We start from the raw sequence: 21,162 nt of genomic DNA on the forward strand, positions 1-21,162 counted from the left end.
TGACACACGGACCGCCGCAATAACCGCGAGACTCCCGAGTGGGAGTCAGAACGTCTCTTCGATGATTTCGCCGACGGCGAAGTTCGATTTGACTTCCGTCACTTCGATCTTGACGCGGTCGTTGACATCGGCACCCGGGACGATAATGACGTACCCGCGTTCGACACGAGCAATCCCATCACCCTGCTTGCCGATATCTTCGATTTCGACGTAGCGCGTTTCACCGACATCGACCGGTGGCTGTGGCTCCGACGGTGCCGTTTGTGTTTGCGTCTGCGTTTGCGCCTGCGGTTGTGCCGTAGACGCTTCGGTCTCACCACCCTCATCCTCGCGAGAGATGAGTGCGACGCGATAGATCTCGTCGGGATCGATGTCGCCGGTCTCGACTTCCTGACGTGGTACTTCGATGACGTATCGGTCCTCCTCTGCCGAAACCTCCGTACTGAACAGACACAGGAGTTTTTCAGATATTTCCACAGGTAGACCCTCAATTCCACCTCTAACGCTCATCCGTATTAGAACTACCGACCATGGTCGGGAATTTTTCCGTAGACAACCGGTTTCAACCGGTCGTTTCGAGGGGCCACCGAGACAATCCGTGCGGACTGTGACACACAGGCGTACCGTCAGCCCGGATCAATCATCAATCCGCGTGCTCGAACGGCCGCGTCGTCACGAACTCGTCTACATCGATGGTCGTCTCGAGTTCCGCCGCCGCGACGGAGTCGTAGGGCCGGTTGACGACGATATCGCCCGCCGTCCGATCGCCGACGCCGGGAATCGCCGTGAGTTCGTCCATCGATGCGTCGTTCAGGTCGAGCGGATACGGAACACCCGTCACCGAGCGGTAGCCGTGATCGACGACTGCAACGTCGATCGTCCGCCCGAGTTCCCGTTCGCCGGGAATACCGACGAGCAGCGGGTAGGTTCCAAGCTGTCGGCCGAAGGTCCTGCCATCCTGATGGTACTCGAGATGCACGTCGGAGAGCACGGTTCCGGGCGAGGCGACCCGTTCGAGCATCGGGTTGTCGATCTCCTCGCGAACTTGCTGCTTGTAGCGTTTGAAGAGCTTCTTGTGCTCGTTTGCGATTTCCGCGCCGGTGTCGGACATGTCGGTGCCGTCGAAGGACATGACCTGCCGGATGTTGATCCGACGGAGCATGTAGCCCTCGTCGTAGACGCGCTGGAGGAACTCGCGGTTGTGCTGGTAGGTTTCCTCGCGCTCACCCTTGAGTCCGTGCAGGAGGTTGATTCCGGGGAGGAGTTTCGGGAGCTGACGGACGTTCGAGTCGGACTGTGACGAATCGGCCGTCGGGTCGTCCGGTCCACCCGGTCGCCAGCCCGCCTCCTCGTTGACGATCTTGACCGCTTCGAAGCATTCCTCGGCGGTGACGTTCAGATTGTTCTCCTCCTGGACCAGCGGATCGGCGGATTCGAGTCCGAACGCGGCGGTGTCGCCGGGCGTATTGTGCTCGGCGATGATCCGGATTCCCTCGCGGCTCTGCTCGGGCCACTCGACGATCGTGATCGGGTTCATGTTGTCGAGGTGGAGCGTCTCGAGATCGGGCGCGACCTCGCGGATGCCGCCATAGAGCTGGCGGAGGGCGTCGGGATTCGGCGCTTCGCCGTCGCCGCCGTAGGCGAGAATATCGGCTTGCCGGCCGATCCGGAAGTGTTTCACGCCGTAGTCCGCGAGCGCGTCGACCTCGCCGACGACTGTCGGCGGCGGCCGGAACGTCGGATTGCCGTACAGTGGTTCGGTACAGAACGAACAGCGGTAGGCACAGCCGCGGGACGTCTCGAGTTCGGCGATCAGATAGTCGGGATGGTTCGGGTGCTGTTCGACCACGAACGCGCCCTGCTGGGCCCACCGGGAGACCTCGTCCACGTCTCGCATTCGGTTGTTGAAACCCTCGAGGCCGCTCTCAACTAAGTCGTGGACGGCGGCCTCGACATCGCCCTTGGCGACGAAGTCGAAGTCGAGGTCCTGGCGTTCGGTTTCGGTCGCGCCGGCGTTTTCGTCGCCCACACCGAACTTGACGGGACCACCCATCAGGCTGGTGCCGTTCGCGGTCCACGCCAGCTTGCGGACCTCGTCGGGTTCGGCGGGCGTCCCGCCGACGTACTTGCCGGGGACGGTCATCCCGCCGAGGTAGATCATGAGGTCCGCTTCGTCGATGTCCCGCCAACGGTCGGGCTCGTCGCGCAGGCCGTCGATCGTGTGGTAGGTAATCTGTTCGGGTGGCACGCCCGCATCGACGAGTGCGCCGGCCGTGTACCGTGGATACGTCGAGATGTACGGCGGCACGCCGAAGTGGGCGGGCTCGTCGACGTAGCCATCGACGATCGTCACCGAGAGCCCCTCGCTCCCGCGCTCCGTCCCGGAGGCGGGACCGGAGCCAGCGGTGGAACCGGGACCGGAGTCAGTCATAGCGTCGGATAGCGCCTGGAACGACAAAACGGTGACTAACGCGCGGGACGGCGCGAGTGTGGCGTACGGACCGCCGCAACCGCCGCGTTGATGGTCCTGGTCCCGGTACTGTCGCTCATGCCGCCAACCGAAGAGATCGTCTGCACCGACGACGACTGCTTTCTCGACCTATTCGAAAACCACTACACCTACGACGTGCCGGACAAGTTCGGCGTCTCCGAACTCTCCTGTCCCGTCTGCGGCGGGACCGACTGTCTCGAGGCGGTCGAGTTGTGAGCCCGTCTCTTCGTAGTCGAGACGGGAACAGCCAATAGCTATAGTAGCCACTGCAAGTCACTGCACACCTGATCGCACGGCGGCAGCGCGGTTCGGAGCGAGTGAACTGAGCGAGAACCGCGAACGTGCGATCAGTGTGTAACTAGTTGCAGTTGTTACTATAGTCGCGATACCACTCACCCATCTCGCTCGGGGACGTGTCAGACGTTAATTTACTCGGTACCAAAATCAATATCAACGGGGATCACGTAACCGTACATCCGGCCATGCTATGCGCTCACTCCCCGCCGTCTCTCCCGTACAGCACGCGCCGTTCGTGCCAATATCATCGCCCTCGCTCGTCCGTCTCTTCGACAGAGGTGACAGCGTGACCGCGAACGAACTCGGTTCCTCGATCAAGCACACGCTGTACCGTCAACTTGGCCGCGCCAGCGGCCGCATCCAGAACCATCGTGCCCTCGACGTCGACGTTCTCGAGGACGACATCTCGTATCTCGTCGTCTTCGACGCACCGGGTGCAGAGACTGACGACATCCAGGTCCGCTACATCGACGGCAACGTCAAGATCAAGGTCGACCGCTTTCGTCCCTTCCGCGAGGAGTACTCGATGTGTTTCCCCGGCCGCGGGATGCACCTCGGTGGAGTGGCCGAACTACCCCCCGATGCGGTCGTCGACCCAAACGCCGGCACCGCGACCCTCTCCGAAACCGGAACCCTCCGCATCGAGATTCCAAAATCGAGCGCAGTCGACGAGAGCGAAGCAGACAGCGCCGCTGACACCGAAATAGACGCCGGACCAAGTGCGCGGCCAGAGTCTACACCGGACCACTCAGCCGGCGACGACGCACACACACCAGCCCCCCACCAGACCACCGCGACCCGAGAGGACTCGAGTGAGACCACTGCAAGCGGAGACGCACCGACTGGGACGGTCGACCCCGAGTGAGTGCGTGCCTCCGGTGTGAGCCAGGAACGCCCTCCAACTCGAGTAGCTAGTTCGTCCGAGACTGTCTCCGCCCCTCCAAATCGGCTCCGAGTGTTCGACAGCCGACCAGGACCGACAGCGTGCGACTAGTGACTTGTATCGAGAGCGAACAGCCACGGGTGGGAGCGATGTGGTTAGGGTTTGGTCATGCACACAGTTGGGCAGCGGCGTAATTGCGCAGTCTCACCTACAACTGATCGTGAACCGGAATTGAACGGCGTCGATTGGCGACATTCGTCGATGCTGAATCGAGTTGACAAGCAGTGATTCCAGCGAGGTGTGTGCACTGCGTTGTGCGGACTATACACTGCACGCTGTACGCTGTACGCCGGAAACACTGCACTCGGACTGCGACAGTCGCTCGCAGTTCCGGCGTTTACAGCGTAACTCTGAACGTGTATGGACACCACCAACCACCAACCGACGATCGGGCTCATCGGCCTTGGCAACATCGGCTTGCTCCACGCCGACCGATATGCCGCCCTCGGAGCGAGTCTCGCCGGTATGGATACCACGGCCAGAGCACGACAGCGTTTCGCCAACCGGTACGACAGTCCGGTCTTCGACGATCACCACAACCTCTTCGACACCGTCGACGCCGTCGTCGTCGCGGTCCCTAACGCCTACCACGATCGCTACGCCGTCGCGGCACTCGAGTCCGGTCTCGACGTGTTCCTCGAGAAGCCGATGGCGGACACTGTACCCAATGCAGTGCGGATCGCTGACAGTGCGGCGACTGCGGAGGGTGTGTGCATGGTTGGCTTCCACAACCGATTTCGACCGATCGTCGAGCAGTTCAAACAGTTACAGGAGGTGGGTCGGTTCGGGTCACTGACGCACGTGCAGGCGAACTACGTGCGACAGCGGGGGGTGCCCGACAGCGGTGCAGGCGGTTGGTTCACCCAACGAGCGATCGCCGGGGGCGGTGCCGTGATCGACATCGGCGTGCACGCGATCGATCTCGCACTGTACCTCACGGGATATCCGCTGGTCGACGACATCGTCGGGACGACGCGGCGCGCGCCCGAACACGAGTTCGATGTTGAGGACGCAGCGAGTGCGTTTATCCGCTGTGTGGACGGAACGACGATCTCGCTCGAGGTCGCGTGGCAGTCAAACGGGCCCGACAACCGGTCGTTCGTGATCGAGGGGACCGAGGGCGGGGCGATGCTCCATCCGAACGAAGAACGACTCGAGCTCTTCGAATCCGGGCACAAAACTGACATACACGTCGATCCGGTCGACCCGTATGAACGGCAGGCACGCTCGTTTCTGCGTGCTATCGAACGCGGAACGCCACCGAGACGGAACACGGTCACGGAGGCGCTTGCGGTACAGCAAGTGATCGACGGCATCTACCGCTCGGCAGCCGACGATACGCCGTGCGGTGAGCTGACGACGGCCGATGAGCCGGCATTTGTACCAGGTGTTTCAGGAGAGCAAGTGAGCGAATGAGGGAGTGAGACTGGGGTTCGAGTGCCAACTCCCATCGCCACCACACCCAACTTCCCAGCCCGACATTCGACCCGATTCGGTCCCATCCTTCCGTGTCTCTTCACGAGGATGCCAGGTGTGGATCTACTATGAGACGACGAACGCTGTTAGCGGCAGTGAGCGGAACTGCCATCCTCATCGTCGCCGGCTGTTCGACCGCAGAAAACCCGGAAGACGAGGAAAGCGAGGAAAACGATGAAACCGACACCAGATCCGAATCTGCTGACGACGACACAGCAAGCGACCAGGCAGACGATGACAGCCTCGCAGCGTTTCGTGCGACACTCGAGTCCGCCGGCTTCGAGCAGGTGACGCTCGAACCGGTCGATGACGGAGCGGTACTCGAGTTGGGTTACGATGCAACGGGGACGACCGAGGCGGACGTTGCCTCCGAGATCGAACTGGTCACGGATGGGTACACGACCACGATCGAGGATGGCCTGGTGTCGACGCGGCTCGAGGCGGCGGCGTATCGGCCGGATGACGGGACGGTACTCGATTACTTTACGGTCGAGGCGTCGTGGGTCGAGGACTATCTCTCGGGTGGACTCGAGTGGCGCGAGTTGTTGACGCGGGTGGCGGAGACGTTCGTGTCGCTCGCGTCTGAGGGGGATGGTGCCGAAGCAGATAGTAATGGTGAAGAGGACGGTGGGGCGGATGGTGATGGCGATGAGGACGGTGGAGCGGATGGGAATAGTGAGGACGACGAGGGTGATGCAGATGGACGTAGTGAGAACGGGGCTAGTGAGACGGACAGTGATGATGATGAGAGCGGCGGCGAGGCAGACGGTGGTGACGAGGATGGCAGCTAGATGGACGGTCGTGACGAGAACGATGCTACTGCGAGCAGTGACGGCAGTAGCGATGACACCAACGATTCGAACGATGGCGAGACCGCCAGTATCGGCGCGTGCATTCCAAGAACTTACCACGTTTTCTCACTACGGTAATCAGGTCGTGTCATGAGAAAGAATCACACAGTTATGTACACACATGTGGTAGCATTTGACAATGAAGACCGCTTCTTCACATGTTGACAAGCGGTTCCTCGAGGAGATAGCAACGGCGAGCAGCGACGGTCTCATCGGGTTCGACGCGGAGGGAGACATCGTCTTCGCGAACCGGGCCGCAGAGGAGTGGCTCGGCTACCCGGATGGCGCGCTCCTCGACCGGTCGATTGACGAATTCGTGGCAGGTGAACACGCGGTGACACTGGACCGACTCACACAACGTGCACGACAAGCGGACGAGGCAACTGCGTCGTGTGTGCTCCTCGACCGACGCGGCCGCGAGAACCCCGTCTCGTTGACACTACGATTGGCAACGGATGATGACCAGCGGCGGTTTATCGCGGTCGTACACAAGCAACCGACGGCGGGCGACGAGCAGGTAGAACACGAACAACTGCTCCGCCAGCGCTCTGCAGCAATCGAGGCTGCAAACGATGGAATGGCCATCACGGACGAAGATGGCATCTTCGTCTACTCGAACGACGCTCACGCCTCACTGTTCGGCTACGATGATGCGCCCACAATCGTCGGTCGCTCCTGGAAACAACTGTTCACCGACGCCGATGTCGAGCGGTTCGAAGCCGAGGTCTTACCGACCGTCGCCGAACACGGCTCCTGGCGGGGTGATGCGACCGGTTATCGGAAGGATGGCTCGACGTTCCCCATCGAACTCGCGCTCTCTTCGCTTGGTGACGGCATCGTCTGCGTCGTCCGCGATGCGACCGAGCAGATCGCACGCCAGCGCCAACTCGAGTCCCTCACCGACGGTCTCCGCGAGTTGCTCACCGCGGACGACCCCGAATCGGTTGGCCGACTCACGCTCGAGGCCGTCGAAACAGTCCTCGAGTTCGAGATAGCGTGTGTCCGCCTGTTCAATCCCGACACGAACCGACTCGATTGCACCGTGCTCACGGATGCAGCAGCGTCGCTGCTCGAGACGCGAGCCGCCTACGATCTCGAGGCGACGCTCGCTGGACAGGCCTTCCGAGAAGGGGCGACGGTCAGCAACCGACTATCGAGCACGGAGACGACAGAGACAGAGGAGGCCGGCTTCGGAAACGACGACGTGGAGGAGTATTCGAGCCTCCACGTTCCGATCGGTACCGATGGTGTGTTGACCATCCTGGCGGAGACGGCCGAAGAACTCGACGACCGGGCCGTCCAACTCGCCGAGATGCTCGCGGTCAACGCGAGAACGGCGATCGGTCGTGCTGAACGCATTCGACTCCTCGAAGCCCACGAACAGGAACTGTGTGCACAACGCGATCAACTCGAGACGCACAACCAGATCAACACGCTCATTCAGGAAATCGGCCGCCGGCTCATCGAGGCGTCGACCCGCGAGGAACTCGAGGAGACGATCTGTGAGCAACTGGTTGCCTCGGAGCTGTATCACAGTGCCTGGATCGGCGAGATCGAGACGAGCACGGATCGGCTCACGACACAGGTTGGGTATGGCATTACGGACAGCGACTTGGAGGCGATCAACGAGATGTCGATCGGGAGTATCGGCCACGGAACCGTCGAACGGATGCTCGAGAGTGGGTCGGTCGAGGTCGTCCGGTCCTACGAATTGAGGGGGAAGGGAATGGAGAGAAGGGTGATAGTAGCAGATAGTGGTGCGGGCACAGGGGTAGCATCCGAATCGGAATCGGAATCGGAATCGGTACCAGAACCGGACCCGAACCCGAATCCAGACCCGAACACGAACCCGAACCAAACCCCAGATACCGCGGCCAACATACTCTCGACGGCAGCGATCCCGCTCACGTACGGCGACCGACTGCTTGGCGTCCTGGTTGTCAACGGAACCGGCGATAGCATCTTCGGAGAGGAGACCGTCACCGGCTTCGAATCGCTCGGCCGGGTCACCGGTTTCGCGATCAATGCGATCCGGAACCGACTGTTGCTGCTTGCCGATTCGGTGATCGAACTCGAGTTCCGTATCACCGATCCAACGCTGTTCTCGCTCGCAGTGGCGACTGAACTCGACTGTGAGTGTTGGTTCGAGCGGTCAGTTCCAGTTGAAGGCGGAAAGATTCTCACGTACTATACGATAACGGGAAGCGACCCAGCATCCGTGCTGGAAGTGGCGTCGGGAGCTCCGCAGGTGTCGGATGCACGTGTGATTACTGAGCGCACGAGTGACAGGACCGGAAGTTCGAACGAGGATAGAAGTTCGGCAGTAACCGAGAACGAAAACGGGACCGGAACCGAACCGACCCAGCAACTCGTCCTCCAGACAGCCTCCACGAACTCCCTCGCACACGTTGCCCTCGAAAGTGGCACAACTGTTCGCGATGTCGTTGCGTCTGCTAACGAGGCCCGTGTCGTCATCGAGGCACCACAGACGGCAGACGTTCGAGCGATCGTGTCTCTGTTCGACGCCGAGTTCGACGGCGTGGAACTGACGGCAAAACGCGAACGCGACCGCTCGGTCGAGACGGTAGCCGAATTCCGTCAGGCCGTCGACACGGCACTGACCGAGAAACAGCGGGCTGCACTCGAGTCGGCGTACGCAGCGGGCTACTACGACTGGCCGCGCGCGATTACGGCGGAAGAGCTCGCGGCGTCGATGGGAATTTCGTCGTCGACGCTCCACCAGCACCTGCGGAAGGGGATCTGGAGCGTGCTGTGGGCGTTTCTCGATGGTGACGATACCCACGAGAACTGAGCAGCGAGCCGACGTGGCTGGGTCCCCGAGTGTGGAGTACGTCGGCGGTCGACGGTTGAGCAGTGGCGGCTTTTGTGCACGTAGGACCGGGCGAGTTGTCGGAGACGGAGAAGCGGGTTGGAGAGCGACGGAGGGTCGAAGAGATGGGGTGAGAGACGCAGAGAAACAGAAAGACAGAAAGACAGAAACAGAAAGGGAACTCGTCGGACAGCTCTCCCGACCACGAAACCATGCCAGCAGAGGACCGTCCCAGCGACGCACGCACCGCCGCCGAACCGCCGTCGGTTCCGTCGACGATTGTCGCGGATATCGACCACACCGGCTGTGTCACAATTTACGACGAGCGGACAGAGCGAGCGTGGATTCGATCGACAGTGTCGATTTCGCTCCCACGGGCCGTCTGAGAGTATCCTGGTCAGTGTCTCATGGCCAGTGTGCCGTCGTTGGTGTCTCATGGCCAATGCGCCGCCGTTGGGATGTCATATGGCCGTGTCGTTGTCATCTCGTGGTGGTGTCGTGGCCAACGGGATAGGCGGTCCGAAGCGAACCCATGAGAACGGAGGTGAACCACGGCGAACCAGGACGCAGTCGGGGACGGAACCGCCCGTTTTCCACGCCGGATGGGTGCCACCTTTCTCTATCGACACCACTGCTTCGACCGGGGTTTAGGTACGCCGTCCCCGTTTTTGTTTCCGTTGACGACACGAACAGACTCGCGGCGAAGCGACCAGAATCGTGTCCAGCCGATAGCCAGCGGAGACCACCCATGCAACACAGATACCGGACACGACTCACCGACGCGCGGACGCAGAATCGACACTGGAACGGCACCCCCCTCTGCATCAACGGGCACAGGAACGCAGCGGAGCCGAGACCGGCCCGCTGGCACAGTCTATGACGACACACATCAAACTCCACGGCTCGAAGGCCGAACGGTTCGAACAGGTCAAAGCCGAACTGAGCGATCGAATGGGATACGAACTGAGCAATCCGGAAGTGCTCGGCCTCCTGATGGCCGGTATCGATCTGGAGACACTCCCGACAGAGCGCCAACCGAAGCGATAACCCACAGTACCCAATAGCTGCGCGCCCCCTCACTCACCCGCGAGTTCGACTGTCTCAGTCTCCTCGCTCGTCTGTTCGAAGTAGTCCGTCGCCCGAATCAGCACCTCGTACGTCCCGCCCTCTCCCGCATCATCGGCCCTGAGCGAATCCGTTCCAGATGCCTCCTCGTTCCGTGCCATCGAACTCGTCTCGTCCACAAGCGAGCCGCCGCGGCGCAACTCGAGTACGACGCCGTCGAGTTCGCCGCCCTCGTCGGAGACGGCCCAGTCGACAACGGCTTCGGGGGTGCCGAGGAAGTCATCCGTCGTGATGTCGAACTGGTCGATGCTCGGCGGGGGTGAGCGTTCGTCGAGGGAGAGCTGTTCGGTCGCGTCGGTCGTGTTGCCATCGGTGTCAGTGACGGTGATCGTGACGGTGTATGATTCGCCAGCGCCCTCAAGTCGGTCGCTGTGTCTGAGCGTGTGGATGCCGCTTTCCTCGCTCTGGTCCTCGAGTTCGGTGACGACGTGATGGAGGATGTCGTTGCCGTCGTCATCACTCTCCGTCGCGTACCGAAGCTCCGTCTCGACGAGTTCGAGTTCGCCGTTCGACACGCTCACACCCCAGTTGACCGCACAGCGGACGAACTGGCTGTTGCTGTCGTCTGTGAGTTCGAAGCGGTCGACCGACGGGAGTCCGGGTTCGGGATCTGTTTCGGCTGTGACGATGCCGCCGGTGGTTTCGTCGGCGTTGCTTTCATCGGTGCCGCCGTCGCCATCACCGTCACCATCGCCAGCAACAACGACCGCTTCAACCTCGTACATCGTCTCCGGTTCGAGTCCCGAAATGGACTCCTCGTAGGTGCCGATCGACTCGAGTACCTGCCCGTCAGTCGTGTCCCAGCTCTCTTCGCCTTCCGGGCGAACGCGGAACGATGCTGTAACGGGGGTGGCGTCGGCGTCAGTGGTGGCGTCACCGATACCATCCAGTGAACCGGTCGCCTGCAGTGTTCGGTGGTCGTCCGCCTCGACGGCGGTGGTTTCGACGGCGAGTTCGTCGCGTCCGGTTTCGAAGGTGACGATGCTCGCGGTTGTCTCGTCGTTGCTGTCAGTTCCGCTGTCTCCGCCGTCTCCGTCCTGACTCTCGCTCGCTCCACCGTCGGGGAGCATGACGGCCCGAACGTCGTACGCCGTTTCGGGCTGTAACTCATCGAGCGCGGCGCTGAACGAGTCGCCCAGCTCGACCGACTCAGGCTCCGTTCTGGTCCACTCGTCGTCTGTCTGTCGCCACTCGAAGCAACACTCCGCTGACTCCACATCGGCGTTCGATCGAAGCTCGCCGGTGAGCGTGGCGGTGCTGGCCCGAACGTCCGTGACCTCTCCAGTCGTCACCGGGTCGACCGACTCGAGTGCCTCGAAGGCGTTGAGGAGGCCGAACCCCTGTTCGTCAGCGTCCACACCGAGATCTTCGGCGCTCTCGCGGAGGATAGCACGAACGCCGCCCGGCTCGTCGATGTTCTCGGGATCGTCAGCGTGGGAAAGCCCCTGTCCTATCAGTTGGGCTGCAATTGCGGCGACGTGAGGTGTCGACATGGAGGTCCCCTCCAGATAGACGTACTCGTCCCCTGGCTTGGTCGAGAGGACGGCCTCTCCCGGGGCGACGAGTTCGATGGTGTCGCCGCGGGCCGACCAGTCTGGCACCTCGTCGTGGTCGTTCGTCGCACCGACGGCGATGCACTCGTCGTAGGCGGCTGGGTAATCGACCCCGCCAGCCGCGCCCGCGTTGCCCGCCGCCGCGACGATCAACACGCCACGATCGTAGGCGTAGCGCAGGGCGTCCTCGAGTACTCGTGCTTCGTCGCTCCCACCGAGACTCAGGTTGATGACGTCGACGTCGTTGTCGGCACACCACTCGATGGCGGCGGCGATGTCCGAGTCGTAGCCCGAGCCGTCGCCGGCGAGCACCTTGAGCGCACAGAGTTTGACCTCGGGTGCGACGCCGACGACGCCGGTGTCGTTGTCCAGCGCGGCGACGGTACCGGCACAATGGGTTCCGTGACCGGTTTCGTCGTCCCAGTCGGCAGCGCAGTCGCTGCCGGCACAGTCGGCAAACGACCGTCCTTCGGAGACGTCGAGACTCTCGTGCTCGGGGTCGATGCCGGAGTCGAGAATCGCGACCGTTGCCTCTGCCTCGCCGGTGGCGTGCTCGTGGACCTCGGCGGCTCCGATTCGCTCGACACCCCATGGCGTTCGCTGTTTGTCGGCCAAGTCGACGGTCTCGTTCGGCTCACCGGTGCGCTGACGATTTGTCCCGTTGTCACTGCTTCGGACCGCCTGTACCCGCCTGTAATCCGGTTCGACGTACCTGACATCCGAGCGGGACTCGAGTTCCGCTCTCGTCTCGTCGTCGAACGCACCGGCGACGACGCTACCGTTCGAGGAGAGTCCGAGCGACCGGTAGACCGTCGAGGCGGTGCGGGCAACGCTTTCGGTTGCCGTGCCGGGCTTGAGACCGACGACGTACCGAGGCTGGTCGTCAGTCGACTCACCGTCTGCACCGGCGTCGTCACCACTCGTTTCGGTCGCCGATCCGGGAGAAACGCCGAATCCGGTGAGTATCGCGCCGGCGAGTGCGCCGAGCGAGGTGCGACGGGTGATCGGTCGGCCGGCACACACCAGCGCCAACATGACGATGAGGCGGAGTGACGATGCGATTTCGACGGGATGCCAACGGGAACGACCGAGTCGCGCCAGTCGTCCCAGCCGGGAGCGGCTGGGCCATGGTGGCGGGAGGTCCTTCGAAACCGTCTCGAACGCCGTTGCGATCACAGTGCTGGATCGCCATGGACTCGGATTCACCGGCAGGTCACGCTGTGCGTCGGGTGGACTCGAGTGCTCATCGCGACCGTGGCCATCACACTCCGTGACGTGATGGGAGTCGGTGCCGTGAGCGTGCTGCGAGAATGGTGTCGATTCGTCGTCGGATGGGCCAGAACCTCCCTGTCCTATCATAGACTTCGTCGACTGGGGCTCACGCGGACACCGACAAAACGGCTGGCGCTATCTGAATCGTGGGTCGGAGGGACTCGAGTCGATATGAATAGTGTTCCCGATAGCGGCGTCGAATCGTCACCGGGTCGGTCGCGAACAGTCCGTTCTGATAGCTGACTAGTGTGGCTAGCGGAGAGGGTAACGAGCGGACGGGAGATGGCGGAACAGGTGGCGGGCGGAGTGCGTCGCAGGCGGACGCCAGCGAAGACACGCAGGGGCCTCGTTTCGACACCCGGGGCAACCACGCGAGGTACATCGGTTGTGACCGGCGACGGGCATCGGCACGGCAGTTCTGCGGCTGTGAGGAGTACTAGTACGACACCGGTCGGTTCGGTTAGTCGCTCGCGAGTACCGTAACGACCGACGGCGTGGCCGTTGCCGCGCGAGCGGCGGCAAGGGATGATGCGACTCACGGACCACAACCACAATCACGACCGACCACCGACCCACGGCTCACGACCAGGCTCACGAACTCCCATCACGGCCTACGGCCCACAACTCACACCGCTGCAACCCTCGTCGACCGGCGACACACTCGTCCGCGTCGCCAGCACGACCGGAGCGTCACTCTCGATGAACAGCACGACACCAACGCGACGCGTCTCCGACTCACCCGAACCGATTCGCGTCCTCTTCGTCGACACCACCGAAACCACGGCCCGTGCTGCGACAGCCGTGTTCGACGCCGAGTTCGACATCCGCACGCAGATTGCGCCCTCGGACGACGATGATATCGAGTCACGTCTCGAGTCGGTCGACTGCGTCGTAACCGAGCATGGACCGGAAGCCAACAACAAGCAGTCGGCGCTCCAAGCGATTCGAGCGACCGACTCCGACCTCCCTGTCATCGTCTTCTCGACGGTACGGGACGAGGACAGCATCGAACGCGCGCTGTCGGCAGGGGCGACAGATTTCGTGCGGATCGACGCTGACGACGCCGGCTACTGGATGCTCGCGACGCGAATCAGCGCGCTCGTTGCTAGCGGCCGAGCAGGCAAGGCCACCGCGAGCGCGGATCACCCGCTCGACGCCGTCCTCGTCGGCAGCAGCGTCCTCGACGAGTCGCTCACGTTCACCGCCGTCAGCGCGAGTCACGCTGCCCTCCACGGCGAACAACGGGATCGACTGCTGGGTGCCTCGTGGACTGTTCTCTTCCCCGACGACGCGACAGCGGTACTCGAGTCGATCGCTCGGCGCGCTCGGTCACGTGGGACCGCAGTCGGCGAGGTGGCCACCCTGGATGGCGAACGGACGTTTCCGGCGCTCGTCTCGCTTGCTCGCGTTCGGGAGATGTTCGTCTGTACGGTTTTCGACCAGAGCTGGCGTGAAGGTGGGAGGAGTGAGAGGAGCGAGAGGAGTGGGGAGAGCGATGAGTCCGAAGATGCAGAGAGAGAGCAGACAGGAGTGGCGACGGCCGGCAAGACTGGAAGCATCACGCTTGGATTCGAGCGTGCACTCCACGGCATCGAAACCCTCGCAAATACACGTGTCGAGCCGGACGAATCAGGGATTCAGGAGTTCTGTACGACGATCATCGACACGGTCGAGACCGGTAGTCGACACGACAGCGGTAGATCGACGACGGCGACGACGACCGTCGCGGCAGTCTACCGCTACGACGAGGAAACCGACACGCTCCGCCGGCAGGCGACGACGCGCGCTGGGGGATTCGACCGCACCGTCTCACTCGAGGAGCGAACGCTCCCGCTCTGTCGAGCCTTCCTCGACCGAGAACCGGTTTTCGTCGCTGATCTGCAAGCGAGTCCACTCTCGACAGTCGCTGATCTGAGGCGCGCCCGTGGACTTGTATCACCGGTTGGATCGCACGGCGTGCTCGTCGTCGGCGTTCGCGAGAGCGGAGTACAAACACGATCACGGCCGGTGCCTGATGCCAGTGCCGATGGTACACCCACGCTGACGCCGCTCGATCACGCGTTCGTCCGCCTCGTCAGCGCGACTGCGGGGACGGTACTGGATCGAGTCGACACGAAGCGCGAGCTGAACTCGTGTGCGGAGCACCTCGACGATGCAAGCGAGTCGGTCGACTCGCTCACCGAGCGGCTCGAACTCGTCTGCACCGTCGCCCGCGCGATCAGCACCGCCTGGACACGGGGCGAACTCGAAACACGCGTCTGTGAATCCGTCGCCGCGAGTGATTGCTACGCCATCGCTCGAATCGCAGCCCTCGATAGCGTCGGTGAAACGATTCGCGACCGGGCCTGGGCAGGCACTGAGCCGACCGCACTCGAGTCCCCCGACGCGAGCGTGGACGTGCTGGTCGACGAGCGCGAGCCGATGGCGTGGACGCTCCAGTCACTCGAGCCGTGTACGCACCGGCGGCTGCTGTCGGAGCCGGGGTCGGTCGACCAGCACTGGCGACAGACCGCCGTGAGCCAGGGCATCCGCGCGGTCACCGCCGTCCCGCTCGTCTTCCGGGAACGATCCTACGGCGGGCTGGCGGTGTACAGCGAGCGGCCGACCGCCTTCGACGCAGACGAACGACAACTCATTGTCGACCTCGGTGCGTGGGTTGCCCAGGCGAGCAACGCCATCGAAATGCGTACCGCGTTGGTTGGACGCGGCGAGGTCGAACTCGAGTTCCGTCTCCGCGGCGAGGCAATCGAATTTCTCGAGTGGGCACGAGAGACGGGCGGGTCAGTCGAGTTCGAAACGTCCGTCTCGCAACCGGACGGGTCGATCCGCGGCTTCTTCACGATCGAGAACCCCTCCGAGGAGGCGATTCTCGAGCTCGCCGCACGGTCGCCGTCAGTGTCGGATACCCGGCTTGTCACCACCCACGGCGACAGACAGCTGTTCGAGTGTACGCTCACCGAGGAGACCCTCATCGCACGGCTACTCGAGTACGGTGTGGTCCCGCGGCGGATTTCGGCGACCGAGGAAGCGGGCCGGCTGGTGGTTTCGCTCCCGGCGCAGACGGACGTGCGGGAGTTCGTCGAGTTCGTTGGGCGGCTCTATCCCGATTCGACGCTCGTGCGGCGGCGCGAGCGAGAGGTCGACGCCAGGCCTGGGTACGGCTTCCGGGCGGAACTCGAGTCAACGTTGACCGCGCGCCAGCTCGAGGCACTCGAGACGGCGTTCGTGAGCGGCTACTTCGAAGTTCCGCGGGAAACAAGCGGCGCGACGGTCGCCGAGATGCTTGGGATTACGCAGCCAACACTCAATACGCATCTCCGGGTTGCGGAGCGGAAGTTGTTGGAGTTGGTGTTTGCCAGGGAGGAGGATGCTGGGAGATGAATCCGAAGCAGCCAGTGGCGGGCCGCGAACCGATGGAGCCGACGGATCTAGGGCCGCCGGCATCCAATCACATAGGCAGACAACTCACTCCACAGCGTGTTGTTTGTGCACCTATAGCAGCGATCCGCCGTGAGGCGAGTGCTGTCGCGCGGATACTGCTATCCAGTGACGACCGCGTTCGTGCCGGTGCTCGCACTGAGATCTGAACGCCGCGTTCGCGTTTGCGTTTGCGTTCGGATTCGGACTCACATTTACGTCCGCAACCGCATCTGCATCCGCGTTCGTGTCGCGAGACGAACCGTCCGCGACGCACCGTCCCCGACCGGCGTCACTGCCGATTCCCTTGCCCCGACGGAACGGACGACACGAGGGACGGGAGAGGAACAGACAAGCAGGTCCGATGGCGAACAGGCGAGTCAGCGACACTCATCCGCACCGATACCCGCACTCGAACCTGCAGTCAGACTCAGATCCAGACCCACCATCGACACCCGCACTCGAGGACCGAGGCGAATCGTGCACCACAGACCCAGAATCAGAACCGAACTGAAGTCGGACCGAGACCCAGATCAGGCCCACCTTCAGACCCAGACCCAGCACCGGACTAACCGGAGGCGAACCACATGACCTCACACATCAAACTCTACGGATCGAAGAGCGACCGGTTCGAGGAGATCAAAGACAGTATGGAACAGCAACTCGGATACGAGCCGTCGAACCCCGAAGTCGTCGGCCTCATTATGGCGGCCTACGAAACGGAGGAGAACAACGCACTCAGCGTCGACAACGCGCTCCTGTAACATCTGCAGGAGCAAGCTATCAACCGCATCCGTCCACATTTTCGGAGACAAGAACGGCATTCGAACCAGTCTCCATTTTCGACAAAAACCACTAAGTAATCTACTGTGGTAGGGTCCTTGGTGCTTGGTGGCAGTGAACACTATATCAGGCACCAGCCTCCGTGACAAAACAGGAGTGAAAACCCATGGCAGACGCACATAAACTCGATTGTGAATCAGTGTCGGACACATGCCGGTTCATTATTCAGTCGGAAAACGAGGAAGAGGCAGTTGAATTGGCTAAGAAACACATGAAAGAGGTTCACGAGCAGGAATTTACAGACGACGAACTCCGAGAGGAGCATCTTCAAATCGTCTAACGAATAGACGTGGTCGGTTTACTGAGTCTTTCTTCTGTATTCTTCACGCTGTCTCTACGAATGCTATTGAGTAGTCGACAGATACGCTACAATAAAATATACTTTATGTCCTACTTACCACTTCCTCGTGGTTGACTTTGTATGTTGTGTCAAATACAGAACTATTTCCCTGAACCACTCCTTGTAGACAATATGGTATACCTGGCAGCTACGACAGGCTTCGACAGTGTGCCAGCAACGTATTTTGTCCGGGTTAAGACTGCCACCGGAAACGACAGCCACTTCTCAGGATGAAAGAAATTGACGCATAGTACGGTTGATAGAAGCGTAAAACTAGGTCGAACATTGCGTGTGAGGCCCTCAATGATTAAAAACGTTCAAACCTCCAATTTGTATAGTCCTGGTATGGTCTCCGACAGAGACACTCCTCTCCAGACTAGCGACGGGAACCAACCCACCATGGGAACCTCTATTTCTCGGCGTCGTGTGATTCACTCCGGGCTTGCCACCACTGTCCTGGTTGCAGGCTGTCTCGACGATGTATCGTCAGGCGGCCCAAGCGACGGAGGCGACGGAACCGGTAGTGACGAGGGATCGGAGGCACAGTCAACTGACGACGGAGAAGAAACCGACGGCGAAGGGCAAGCAGACGCAGAAGCAGATGATTCCGACTCGGACGATGGTCCGGTGTCCGTCGTGTACGCGTTCCTGAACGCAGCCGTAGAAGAAGACCTCGATCGGATGAGTGAGCTTTCCCACTCACAGAACCCGCTCGATCCCGCGGCCTGGGTCGAGGACGGCTGGGAGTTCCGTGGTGGTGGCGACGAGGAAGAGATCGAGGAGATCGAAATTGCGGTCATCAACGACGACCCCACAGTGACAGACATCTTCGAACTGGAGGGGGCAGCGTTTTGGTTCGAAGAAGACGCCCTTGCTGAAACCCTCGAGGACGCCGACATGGCGCTGGTTGAGATTACTGCCGACGATCCGACAGAAGACGATATGCTCTGGCTGCTCGCGACCGAGAACGGCGACTGGCGGTACCTGTTCGCGGCACCCGTTGACGATACCCCGGACGATCCGGAAGAGGCCTTCGAGGAACCAATCGAAGACGAAGACGACGATGTCGTCGTCGAGATCGATTGGGAGTACGACAGTCCGACGAGCGACATTCAACAGGCTGCTGTTACGCTCACGGAAGAGCGAGGCATCGACGTCAACCGGATCGAGATCAAATCCACGATCGAAGGCGCATCCACGGGTGCCTACGACCGTGACGACGACGAGTTCACCGCTAGCTGGGACACTGGAGCCACACTCTACATCCCCTACGATACCGATGGCGACCAGATCGTCGTTACCGCGATCAACGAGGCGGAAAACGAGTCCACAGTCGTCCATCGAGAGCACTACGAACCGGAGGGTGGTATAATCGAGGCAGTTCAAGCGCGAGTACGCATCCGATGAAAAGGGCTCTGTCGGCAGAAGCCAGAAGACACCGAAGCCATGCGGCTCTCTGCCGAGAACCGAGTTGCTATCCTACCGCAATTGCCAGCTCTCGCGTCGATCCGTCCCCCACTCGCCGAAGTCGAACATCCAGTACAGCGCGTCGATACCGGTCTCGATCTGGTAGGTAATCGTCCCGTCGTACGTTTCACCGGCGTCGATCGTCACACCGTCGAAATCGGCGAGTGCGCGTAACACGCCGGGCGCGGCCGCCTGGCTCCGTCCGAGCTCATCCGTGAGCTGAACCTGCACTGGCGTGAGTTCGCGGTCTCGAGTACTCGTGTTTTCGACCGTCGCACTGACGGCGACGATTTCGTGGCCCTCGTCGGACTGCATGAACCCGCCGAGGTTGTTCCCGTGCTGGAGGCCGTCGACGGTGATCGTGAGTCCGTCGTGTTCGACCGCTTCCGAGAAGCCGAGCGAGTCGGGCAGCTCCTGCTCAAGGATTACCGCGTCAGACTCGTCACGTTCGGTGCTGAGGGTGACGAGCGCGGACGTGGCCTCGGTGTTGTCGTTGTCGCCGTCACTGTTGTTGTCGCCATCGTCGTTACCGTCGTCGTCCGCGTCTGTATCTGCATCCGCATCGCTGTCCGGATCTCTCACTCTATCATCCACAGCGACTGGCTCGAGTTCGAGCACGAGTGCGTCGGTATCCACATCAGCGTCAACCTCGTAGCCAATCTCAGTTCGGATGACCTCTCCGGGTGCGAGCCGAGCCGCCTCGAAGACGGGCAGGGGCGACAGCGGGGTCGCGAGCGGGTCTGCGGGTTCCTCGTCAGCCAGGAGTGCTATCTCGAGCACATCGTCGACAGTTTCGACGGCCGTCGCTCCAGTGTCGGTGCCAGTGTCTGTGTACTGTGCGGCAATATCGACGACGGCGACCGCCGAACCACTCGCCATCTCGATAACCTCACCGTCAGCATCGACGATGTCATCTGTCACATCGAGGTCGGAGACGACGACCGCGAGGTCACCGATTTCGAGTTGCTGTCCGAGATCGAACTCGAGTACGGCTGTCGTCTCGTCGGGGTCGTCAGTGTCGTCGGTATCATCGGTGTCTTCGGCAGTGCTGTCGTCGGTCGTCGCGTTCTCGGCCTCGTCCAAGTCGGACTCAGCAACTGCCTCGGAGTCGTCAGTTGCGTTCGCCGCGTCGGCTTCGGCTGGGGAGGGATCGTCCGGGCCGTCACCGAAACAGCCGGCGATGGCGACCGCACTGCCAGCGACCGCAGCGAGATACGTTCGACGGTCGGGTCGCTCCATACGAAGGAGCGGCCACGTCACAGCAAGTACGGTGGGTGAAGATCGACCGCGGATGGGGAACGAGTGGTGCCGATGGTGCGACGGTAACGGTGAGTCCCAGTGATCGGCGGCCAGCGGACGACGACGCCCGTTGGTGAACGGACGATGATACCTGGTGGTGAGCGGACGACGGCACCCGGTGGTGGTGGGCGTCCGTGTCTCAGGGAGACTGTGACACACAGAGTGAGCCACCCGATTCTTCGACTACGCTTCATGCCCTGTGTCGTCCGAGAGTCAACAGTGAGATGCCAACTCAGTGCACCTACTGTGCGGCCACCGTCCCCGACGACGAGTACGAGAACCACCTCGTCCGGGCCCACGCAGACGATCTCTCACGGATCGACAGACGACGCGTCGGCCTCGAACCGATAGAGTCGGCGTCGGACCCGAACTCGAACTCGAGTACCCCCCAGATTCGAACGCTGGCAGTATACGCCAGCGCCGGCCTCGTTCTGCTTCTGGTTGCGGTCGGCTACGGACTGGTCTTTCTCGACACCGACGAGCCCGCCAGTGCGGCGGCCGTCCAGCCCGATCCGACGGCGCAGATCCACGAGCACGGGCAGGTGACTGTCCAGTACGACGACACCGTCGTCGACTTCAATGAGCCACAGTACATCGAGGCCGACGAGTGCTTCCACTTCCACGCGACCGACGACGCGACGGTCTGGCACGCCCACTGTGAGGATGTGACGATCGAGTACGCACTCGAGACGCTCGGGATGGAGGTTACCACGGATCGGTTCGTGATCGGTGAGCAGGAGTTCGATGAGGCCGATGGCGATGCGGTCAGTGTTACTGTCGACGGCGTCGAGGTTGACCCGCAGGAGTACGTCCTGCAGGGTGTTGGTCCAGTCGCTGACGCACAGGCTGGCGCGGGTGACAATGTCGAAATTGTCGCTGAGTCGGGTGGCTGAGTTTCGATTGCGGTTGCGGTGTTGTCGGTTGCGTAGTCGGCGGTTGGGAGGTTGACGATTGAGCT

The 21,162-nt window shown here is 61.8% G+C and carries 17 protein-coding genes; 13 read left to right on the forward strand and 4 right to left on the reverse strand.

The genetic code is table 11. The features are described from left to right. Nucleotides 1-45 precede the first annotated feature (45 nt). Together C482_RS19290 and C482_RS19295 are read right to left on the reverse strand one after the other, a co-directional pair. Nucleotides 46-477 (reverse strand): TRAM domain-containing protein, encoded by a 432-nt coding sequence (locus C482_RS19290; RefSeq protein WP_006169501.1) that lies wholly within the window; start codon nt 475-477, stop codon nt 46-48. Between the two features lie 166 nt (nt 478-643). Then, complete coding sequence (locus C482_RS19295) at nt 644-2,431, reverse strand: radical SAM protein (RefSeq protein ID WP_006169502.1); 1,788 nt, start codon at nt 2,429-2,431, stop codon at nt 644-646. Nucleotides 2,432-2,548: 117 nt separating this feature from the next. Here C482_RS19295 and C482_RS21930 point away from each other — a divergent pair, with 117 nt between their 5' ends. The 7 genes from C482_RS21930 to C482_RS21935 all read left to right on the forward strand — a co-directional run bounded on the left by C482_RS21930 (nt 2,549) and on the right by C482_RS21935 (nt 9,935). Further along, nucleotides 2,549-2,707 carry a DUF7559 family protein gene (locus C482_RS21930; protein WP_006169503.1) on the forward strand — a complete coding sequence of 53 codons (159 nt, stop codon included), beginning with the start codon at nt 2,549-2,551 and terminating at the stop codon, nt 2,705-2,707. Between the two features lie 271 nt (nt 2,708-2,978). Continuing rightward, a complete protein-coding gene (locus C482_RS19305; RefSeq protein WP_006169504.1) occupies nt 2,979-3,653 on the forward strand; it encodes an Hsp20/alpha crystallin family protein in 675 nt (224 codons plus the stop codon). Between the two features lie 438 nt (nt 3,654-4,091). Further along, a complete protein-coding gene (locus C482_RS19310) occupies nt 4,092-5,147 on the forward strand; it encodes a Gfo/Idh/MocA family protein (RefSeq protein ID WP_006169505.1) in 1,056 nt (351 codons plus the stop codon). Nucleotides 5,148-5,275: 128 nt separating this feature from the next. Continuing rightward, nucleotides 5,276-5,998 (forward strand): hypothetical protein, encoded by a 723-nt coding sequence (locus tag C482_RS19315; RefSeq protein ID WP_193787769.1) that lies wholly within the window; start codon nt 5,276-5,278, stop codon nt 5,996-5,998. A 199-nt stretch (nt 5,999-6,197) separates the two neighbouring features. After that, the gene (locus tag C482_RS19320) at nt 6,198-8,870 is read left to right on the forward strand and encodes a bacterio-opsin activator domain-containing protein (protein WP_006169507.1); all 2,673 of its coding nucleotides are present in this window, start codon (nt 6,198-6,200) and stop codon (nt 8,868-8,870) included. Between the two features lie 230 nt (nt 8,871-9,100). Further along, entirely contained in the window at nt 9,101-9,274 is a 174-nt protein-coding gene (locus C482_RS21590; protein ID WP_161605613.1) for a hypothetical protein, read from the forward strand. Between the two features lie 490 nt (nt 9,275-9,764). After that, nucleotides 9,765-9,935 (forward strand): hypothetical protein, encoded by a 171-nt coding sequence (locus tag C482_RS21935; protein ID WP_169317626.1) that lies wholly within the window; start codon nt 9,765-9,767, stop codon nt 9,933-9,935. A 29-nt stretch (nt 9,936-9,964) separates the two neighbouring features. Here C482_RS21935 and C482_RS19325 read toward each other — a convergent pair whose 3' ends face one another. Next, on the reverse strand, nt 9,965-12,925 hold the full coding sequence (locus C482_RS19325) for a S8 family peptidase (protein WP_006169508.1): 2,961 nt from the start codon (nt 12,923-12,925) through the stop codon (nt 9,965-9,967). A 161-nt stretch (nt 12,926-13,086) separates the two neighbouring features. On the opposite strand from C482_RS19325, the gene C482_RS21400 reads away from it, so the two are divergent. The 5 genes from C482_RS21400 to C482_RS19335 all read left to right on the forward strand — a co-directional run bounded on the left by C482_RS21400 (nt 13,087) and on the right by C482_RS19335 (nt 18,845). Beyond that, complete coding sequence (locus tag C482_RS21400; RefSeq protein ID WP_152422056.1) at nt 13,087-13,278, forward strand: hypothetical protein; 192 nt, start codon at nt 13,087-13,089, stop codon at nt 13,276-13,278. A gap of 85 nt (nt 13,279-13,363) precedes the next feature. After that, on the forward strand, nt 13,364-16,219 hold the full coding sequence (locus C482_RS19330) for a bacterio-opsin activator domain-containing protein (RefSeq protein ID WP_006169509.1): 2,856 nt from the start codon (nt 13,364-13,366) through the stop codon (nt 16,217-16,219). Between the two features lie 623 nt (nt 16,220-16,842). Next, on the forward strand, nt 16,843-17,019 hold the full coding sequence (locus C482_RS21940) for a hypothetical protein (protein ID WP_169317627.1): 177 nt from the start codon (nt 16,843-16,845) through the stop codon (nt 17,017-17,019). Nucleotides 17,020-17,204: 185 nt separating this feature from the next. After that, on the forward strand, nt 17,205-17,378 hold the full coding sequence (locus tag C482_RS20780; RefSeq protein ID WP_006169510.1) for a DUF1059 domain-containing protein: 174 nt from the start codon (nt 17,205-17,207) through the stop codon (nt 17,376-17,378). 405 nt (nt 17,379-17,783) lie between these two features. Continuing rightward, nucleotides 17,784-18,845: a hypothetical protein gene (locus C482_RS19335; RefSeq protein WP_049897008.1), complete on the forward strand. Its 1,062-nt coding sequence runs from the start codon at nt 17,784-17,786 to the stop codon at nt 18,843-18,845. Nucleotides 18,846-18,917: 72 nt separating this feature from the next. Here C482_RS19335 and C482_RS19340 read toward each other — a convergent pair whose 3' ends face one another. Further along, entirely contained in the window at nt 18,918-20,144 is a 1,227-nt protein-coding gene (locus tag C482_RS19340; RefSeq protein ID WP_006169512.1) for a DUF4352 domain-containing protein, read from the reverse strand. Between the two features lie 284 nt (nt 20,145-20,428). Between C482_RS19340 and C482_RS19345 the strand changes: the two genes are divergently transcribed. Continuing rightward, the gene (locus C482_RS19345) at nt 20,429-21,097 is read left to right on the forward strand and encodes a hypothetical protein (RefSeq protein WP_006169513.1); all 669 of its coding nucleotides are present in this window, start codon (nt 20,429-20,431) and stop codon (nt 21,095-21,097) included. Nucleotides 21,098-21,162 lie beyond the last annotated feature (65 nt).

Origin of the sequence: Natrialba chahannaoensis JCM 10990, from assembly GCF_000337135.1 — an archaeon.
In the GTDB taxonomy this organism is placed as follows: Archaea; Halobacteriota; Halobacteria; order Halobacteriales; family Natrialbaceae; genus Natrialba; species Natrialba chahannaoensis.

Coding starts and splice junctions, on each gene's coding strand:
- C482_RS21935 (WP_169317626.1), top strand. CDS start 9,765: ATGACGACACACATCAAACTCCACGGCTCGAAGGCCGAACGGTTCGAA.
- C482_RS21930 (WP_006169503.1), top strand. CDS start 2,549: ATGCCGCCAACCGAAGAGATCGTCTGCACCGACGACGACTGCTTTCTC.
- C482_RS19295 (WP_006169502.1), bottom strand. CDS start 2,431: ATGACTGACTCCGGTCCCGGTTCCACCGCTGGCTCCGGTCCCGCCTCC.
- C482_RS20780 (WP_006169510.1), top strand. CDS start 17,205: ATGGCAGACGCACATAAACTCGATTGTGAATCAGTGTCGGACACATGC.
- C482_RS19305 (WP_006169504.1), top strand. CDS start 2,979: ATGCGCTCACTCCCCGCCGTCTCTCCCGTACAGCACGCGCCGTTCGTG.
- C482_RS19330 (WP_006169509.1), top strand. CDS start 13,364: ATGATGCGACTCACGGACCACAACCACAATCACGACCGACCACCGACC.
- C482_RS21940 (WP_169317627.1), top strand. CDS start 16,843: ATGACCTCACACATCAAACTCTACGGATCGAAGAGCGACCGGTTCGAG.
- C482_RS19310 (WP_006169505.1), top strand. CDS start 4,092: ATGGACACCACCAACCACCAACCGACGATCGGGCTCATCGGCCTTGGC.
- C482_RS19335 (WP_049897008.1), top strand. CDS start 17,784: ATGGTCTCCGACAGAGACACTCCTCTCCAGACTAGCGACGGGAACCAA.
- C482_RS21590 (WP_161605613.1), top strand. CDS start 9,101: ATGCCAGCAGAGGACCGTCCCAGCGACGCACGCACCGCCGCCGAACCG.
- C482_RS19320 (WP_006169507.1), top strand. CDS start 6,198: ATGAAGACCGCTTCTTCACATGTTGACAAGCGGTTCCTCGAGGAGATA.
- C482_RS19325 (WP_006169508.1), bottom strand. CDS start 12,925: ATGATAGGACAGGGAGGTTCTGGCCCATCCGACGACGAATCGACACCA.
- C482_RS19315 (WP_193787769.1), top strand. CDS start 5,276: ATGAGACGACGAACGCTGTTAGCGGCAGTGAGCGGAACTGCCATCCTC.
- C482_RS19345 (WP_006169513.1), top strand. CDS start 20,429: ATGCCAACTCAGTGCACCTACTGTGCGGCCACCGTCCCCGACGACGAG.
- C482_RS19340 (WP_006169512.1), bottom strand. CDS start 20,144: ATGGAGCGACCCGACCGTCGAACGTATCTCGCTGCGGTCGCTGGCAGT.